The sequence below is a fragment of the Phenylobacterium sp. genome (assembly GCF_031412415.1).
Classification (GTDB): domain Bacteria; phylum Pseudomonadota; class Alphaproteobacteria; order Caulobacterales; family Caulobacteraceae; genus Phenylobacterium.
In genome coordinates this window covers 1-5494 of record NZ_JANOCX010000023.1, presented here as the reverse complement: position 1 = coordinate 5494, position 5494 = coordinate 1, and the positions used below count along the sequence as shown (strand labels likewise).

Below are 5494 nucleotides of genomic sequence, written 5' to 3'. Positions count from 1 at the left end.
GCGCGGCTTCGAGCGGGCCGAGATCGCGGTCATCAGCGGGCTCATCGCGTGCGTCGCTGGTGTGGCGGGAAACCTGTTCGGCGGGGTGGCGAGCGACCGCTGGGTGGCGGCGACAGGTAAGAGCCGGCCGATGTTCATGGTCTGGGTGCTGCTGGCGCTGTTGCCGGTCAACCTGGCCTACCGCCTGATCGACCCCGGAAACCCGCTGTTCTGGCTGTGCATGGTGGTGGCCTATTTTCAGCTCGGCGCCTTCTACGGCCCGACGTTCTCCACGGTGCAGGAGCTGTGCCCGCCGCAGGTCCGGTCCACCGTCGTGGCCTTCTACATCATGAGCTTGAACGTCGTCGGGCTGGGGGTTGGCATCACGGGCAGCGGGATCATGGTCGACGCGCTGATCGCGCGCGGGGTCGACGCGCCCTACAGCTGGACGCTGTTCGCCTTCACCTGCCTCTCAGCCCTGGCGATTCCCTGCTACCTCGCCGCAGCGCGCCTGAGCGCACGACCCGCGCTCGCCAAAACCTGACACGAACTGTCAATTCGCGAAGGTATGTCGCTCTTCAGTTACCTTTGGAGAGTCTCGTGCCCAAGACCCACCCACATCTCGCCGCCGGCCTGCTCGCGGGGGCCAGTCTGCTGGCCGCTTCGGCCGAGGCGCGGCAGGCCAGACACGCCGACACCGTGCTGGAGCTGCGCCAGTACACCTTACATCCCGGCCGCCGCGACGCCCTGATCGAGCTCTTCGAGCAGAACTTCGTCGAAGGACAGGAGGCCGGGGGCATGGCGATCCCGGGCCAATTCCGGGACCTGGACGATCCCGACCGCTTCGTCTGGCTGCGGACCTTCCGCGACATGCCGGCCCGGGCGCGGGCCTTGAACGACTTCTATTTCGGCCCGGTGTGGCAAGCCAACCGCGACGCCGCCAACACGACCATGGTCGATTCCGACAATGTGCTGTTGCTCCGGCCCGCCCTCCCCGGATCGGCGCTGACGCCCAGCGAGGCCGAACGCCCGCCCCTTGGCGCGAAGGGGGATGGGCCGGGTCTGGTCGTCGCGGAAATCCTCTATCTGCGCGCACCGGTCGATCCGGCGTTCCTGACGTTCTTCCAGACCGAGGCCGCCCCCGAACTCGCCAGGGCCGGCGCGAAGGTACTTGGCCTCTACGTCACCGAGACCGCTCCGAACACCTTCCCTCAGCTACCGGTGCGCAACGGCGAGCAGGTCGTCGTCTGGTTCACCAGCTACCCGGACGGCACGGCCTACGAGCAGCGGCGCGCGGTGCTGCGACAGTCGGAGGCTTGGCGGGCGGTTCGCGGCCGCCTCAGCTTGTGGAGCCATCAGCCGATCCAGACCCTGCGACTACAGCCCACCGCGCGCTCGCGCCTGCATGGCTGACCTGACGTGGGGGCACGCTTTACCCGCCTCGCCGCCCTGTTAGGCTCCCGGCGCTACGGAAAATCGAGGAGCGTTCCAGGTGGCCGAACCGCGTCTGCCCAAGGCCTGCGTCATCGGCGCCGGATGCTCGGGCTTCACGACCGCCAAGCGGCTGAAGGACTTCGGCATACCCTACGATTGCTTCGAGCTGTCCGACGAGGTCGGGGGCAACTGGTACTACAAGAACCCCAACGGGATGTCGGCCTGCTACGAGAGCCTGCATATCGACACGTCGAAGTGGCGCCTGGCGTTCGAGGACTTCCCCGTGCCGTCGGACTGGCCGGACTTCCCGCACCACGCCCAACTCCACCAGTACTTCAAGGACTATGTCGACCACTTCGGCCTTCGCGAGACGATCACCTTCAATACCGGCGTGACCTCCGCCAAGCGCACGGCGGACGGTTTGTGGTCCGTGACGCTGTCAACCGGGGAAACCCGGCTGTACGACGCGCTGTTCGTCTGCAACGGCCACCACTGGAGCCCACGCATTCCCGACTACGAGGGTGAGTTCGATGGGCCCGCCTTCCACAGCCACGCCTATTTCGACCCGTTCGATCCGGTCGACATGCGGGGCAAGAACATCGTGGTGGTGGGCATGGGCAACTCGGCCATGGACATCGCCTCCGAGTTGGCCCAGCGGCCGATCGCCAGGAACCTCTGGGTCTCGGCGCGGCGTGGCGTCTGGGTGCTGCCGAAGTACATGAACGGGAAGCCGGCGGACAAGGCCTCGGCGCCGGCCTGGATCCCGAGAAAGCTGGGCCTCTCCATGGCGCGGAAGATGATCAAGAAGTCGTTGGGCCGGATGGAGGACTACGGTCTGCCCAAGCCTGACCATGAGCCCTTGGAGGCCCACCCCTCGGTCAGCGGCGAGTTCCTCACCCGCGCCGGCTGTGGCGACATCAAGTTCAAGCCCGCGATCCAGCGGCTGGAGGGCAAACATGTCCGTTTCGCCGATGGCAGCGTGGAGGAGGTCGACGCCATCATCTTCGCCACGGGCTACGACATGGGCTTCCCATTCTTCGACGACCCCGACCTAGTCCCGGACGCCGATCACCGCATGCCGCTGTTCAAGCGGATGATGAAGCCGGAAATTCCGAACCTGTTCTACATGGCCCTGGCTCAGCCCCTGCCGACCCTCGTTAACTTCGCCGAGCAGCAGGCCAAGCTGGCGGCGGCCTATCTCGCGGGGCAGTACCGTCCGCCGTCCGCGGGCGAGATGCGCAAGGTCACAGCCCAGGACGAGGCGCGCCATCTGGGCCAGTACTATCCTTCAAAGCGACACACGATCCAGGTCGACTTCAACGTCTATGTCACGGACCTAAAACGAGAAATCGCCAAGGGCGAGAAGCGGGCCAAGGCGGCTGGGAACGCCCTGCCCGTCCCGGCCCGCGCGGAACTGGTGGCGACCTAGTCCGGCAGCGCAAGGTCGCCCGATGCAAGGCGCCGCAGGGTCTCGACGAAGAATTGCGGCTCAAGCTCGGTGATCCGAGCTTCCAGGCTGTTGGCCGTCTCGCCGGGACTGAGCGGCACGGCGCGCGCGGCGATCAGCGGGCCGTTGTCATAGATTTCGTCGACCAGATGGATCGTGACGCCGCTCTCCGTGGCGCCCGATCCGATCACGGCCTCGTGGACGCGGCGGCCGTACATCCCCTCCCCGCCGAAGCGCGGCAGGGGGCCGGGGTGGATGTTCAAGACCCGATTGCGATAGGCGCCCAGCGTGCGGGGGCCCAGGCGTCGCAGATAGCCCGACAGCACCACCAACTCGACGCCGGCGGCTTGCAGCGCTTCGCATAGCCGCGCGTCGGCCGCATCGGGGTCAGCCTGGGTCGCGATAGCCTGCGCCGCGACCCCGTGGTCTCGCGCAAAGCTGAGCGCCGGCGCCGCGCGAGTATTGCTGACCACGAGCCGAGCCTCGGCGGCCAGCGTTCCGGCCTCGATCGCCGCCATGATGGCGCGCAGGCTGGAGCCGTTCCTGGAGGCGAGGAAGCCAAGCTTGAGCGGCGAGACCGTCATCTGGTCAGCGTGTGCTCGAACCGCAGGCCATCGAACGCGGCCTCAACCCCGGTCGGGAGCTGGGCGCTCAGCGCGTCATAGTCCAGGTCGATATGCATGTTGGTGAGGATGGCGCGGCGAGGCTTGATCTTGGCGAGCCACTCCAAGGTCCGATCCACGTGGGCGTGGGTCGGGTGGGGTCGCCAGCGGAGCGCGTCGACGATCCAGACGTCCAGGTCTCGCAGCGCTTCGAAGGCGGCATCGTCCAGGTTCACCACGTCGCTGGAATAGGCGACGTCGCCGAAGCGATAGCCTACGGACCGCACCGCCCCATGATCCTGGTCGAAGGTGACGACCGGGATGGCGCCCGAGGGGCCATGCACGGTCCAGTCCACCCCGTGGGGCGGGATCTCGCGCAGCTCGGCGATGGCCGGATAGCCCGCCTCACCTTGGAAGATGTAGCCGAAACGACGGGTCAGGCTGGCGCCCGTCGGGGCATCGACATGGCAGACGATCCGCGTCCGCTGGCGCAGGGCGAAGGCGCGGATATCGTCGATGCCATGGGTCTGGTCAGCGTGGTCGTGGGTCAGCAACACGCCGTCCAGACGCTTCGCCCCGGCCTCGGAGGTCTGCCAAACGAGATCCGGCGAGGTGTCGACGATCACCGTCGTCTCGTGCTCGGGCCCCTCGCCCTTGCGGCGGACCATCAGCGAGCAGCGTCGGCGGCGGTTCTTGGGGTTGGCCGGGTCGCAGTCACCCCAGTCGCCGTCGGCGCGCGGCACGCCGCCCGAGGAACCGCAACCCAGGATGGTGACTTCCAGCACGCCGCTCATGGCCGGGGTATCCGGTCGAACAGGGCGAAGAAAGCGTCCTCGGTCCGCCGCTCGGCCTCTTCCGGCGTCCAGCCGCGAATCTCGGCCAGCTTGTGGACGATGGGCGACAGATAGGCGGGCTCGTTTCGCCGACCGCGATGGGGCATGGGCGCGAGATAGGGGCAGTCGGTCTCCACGATGATCCGGTCGGCCGGCATGTCGGCGACCACGTCGCGCACATCCTGCGCGGCCTTGAAGGTCGCGATGCCCGAGACCGAGAACCACGCCCCCAGGGCCGCCATGCGCTCCGCCAGCTCGGCCCCCGAGGTGTAGCAGTGCATCAGGATCTTGAAGGGCCCTCGTGAGTAGGCATCCTCCAGCAGCTCGCCCATGACCTCGTCGGCCTCGCGCGTGTGGACCACCAAGGGGAGACCGGTCTCGCGCGCCGCCGCCACGTGCTGGCGAAACACGTCGGCCTGAATGTCGCGCGGGCTAAGGTCATAGTGGAAATCCAGGCCGGTCTCGCCGATCCCCACCACGCGGGGGTCGGCGGCCAGCGCGACAAGTTGCGCCGTCGTCAGGTCCGTATGGTCCTTGGCCTCATGCGGATGGGCGCCGACCGTGCACCAGATGTCGGGCTGGTCGGCCAGGGCGCGGACCTTGGGGAAGTTCTCGATCTTGTCGCAGATATTGACCATCAGCCCGATCCCGGCCGCGCGGGCGCGTTCGATGACGGCCTGACGATCCTCGTCGAATTGCGGAGCGTGCAGGTTGACGTGACTGTCGATCAGCATGGGGTCTCAAGCGCGGGCGGCGGCGCGCAGTTCGGAAATCGCGGAGAAGAAGGCGTCCGCGCGGTCGAGATTGACGGCCTCCACCTCGCGCGGAAGGCGTTGCAGCGTCTCCCACGCCGAGGCCCAGCGATCAAGGCCGCCAAAGCCCTGCGCCACCTGGCGCCGCAAGTGGTCGTGCACCCGCTCGGCGAGACGCTCGATCAGCAGCGAGAATTGCTGCTGCCCCTCCCCGCCCCGGAACCGGTCGGCCAGGGCGAGCGCCATGCCCTCGTCCAGCTTGGGCAGGTTGAGCAGGATCTCGCGGGCCGCGTCGTCGATGGCCACCGCGCCGGCCGCATAGAGGGCGACGGCGCGACCCGGCGCGCCGCCGGACATGCGTGAGACCCGGATCGCGTCCTCGGCGTTGGCGTTGGTGCGCGACTGGACGAAGGCGGCGACCTCATCCTCCGGCAGGGCGTGGAAGGC

The 5494-nt window shown here is 67.8% G+C and carries 5 protein-coding genes and 2 pseudogenes; 3 read left to right on the top strand and 4 right to left on the bottom strand.

What is annotated here, in order from left to right; all coding sequences use genetic code 11:
- From RMO04_RS01205 to RMO04_RS01195, 3 genes and pseudogenes are all read left to right on the top strand, one after another.
- Positions 1-523, top strand: a pseudogene (locus RMO04_RS01205) (hypothetical protein); the annotation flags it as partial.
- A gap of 56 nt (positions 524-579) precedes the next feature.
- The gene (locus RMO04_RS01200; protein ID WP_309642972.1) at positions 580-1392 is read left to right on the top strand and encodes an NIPSNAP family protein; all 813 of its coding nucleotides are present in this window, start codon (positions 580-582) and stop codon (positions 1390-1392) included.
- Between the two features lie 79 nt (positions 1393-1471).
- Positions 1472-2842, top strand: coding sequence for an NAD(P)-binding domain-containing protein (locus RMO04_RS01195; protein WP_309642971.1), 1371 nt, complete (start codon positions 1472-1474; stop codon positions 2840-2842).
- On the opposite strand, the gene RMO04_RS01190 is transcribed toward RMO04_RS01195, so the two are convergent.
- The 4 genes and pseudogenes from RMO04_RS01190 to RMO04_RS01175 all read right to left on the bottom strand — a co-directional run.
- Positions 2839-3444 carry a formyltransferase family protein gene (locus tag RMO04_RS01190; protein ID WP_309642970.1) on the bottom strand — a complete coding sequence of 202 codons (606 nt, stop codon included), beginning with the start codon at positions 3442-3444 and terminating at the stop codon, positions 2839-2841. The two genes, RMO04_RS01195 and RMO04_RS01190, sit on opposite strands and share 4 nt — an antisense overlap.
- Positions 3441-4256, bottom strand: coding sequence for an MBL fold metallo-hydrolase (locus tag RMO04_RS01185; protein WP_309642969.1), 816 nt, complete (start codon positions 4254-4256; stop codon positions 3441-3443). The genes RMO04_RS01190 and RMO04_RS01185 overlap by 4 nt, the downstream gene beginning before the upstream one ends.
- Positions 4253-5029, bottom strand: coding sequence for a TatD family hydrolase (locus RMO04_RS01180; RefSeq protein ID WP_309642968.1), 777 nt, complete (start codon positions 5027-5029; stop codon positions 4253-4255). Before RMO04_RS01180 ends, RMO04_RS01185 begins: the two co-directional genes overlap by 4 nt.
- Before the next feature lie 6 nt (positions 5030-5035).
- Positions 5036-5494: pseudogene (locus RMO04_RS01175) on the bottom strand (DNA polymerase III subunit delta'); the annotation flags it as partial.

Coding starts and splice junctions, on each gene's coding strand:
- RMO04_RS01190 (WP_309642970.1), bottom strand. CDS start 3,444: ATGACGGTCTCGCCGCTCAAGCTTGGCTTCCTCGCCTCCAGGAACGGC.
- RMO04_RS01185 (WP_309642969.1), bottom strand. CDS start 4,256: ATGAGCGGCGTGCTGGAAGTCACCATCCTGGGTTGCGGTTCCTCGGGC.
- RMO04_RS01180 (WP_309642968.1), bottom strand. CDS start 5,029: ATGCTGATCGACAGTCACGTCAACCTGCACGCTCCGCAATTCGACGAG.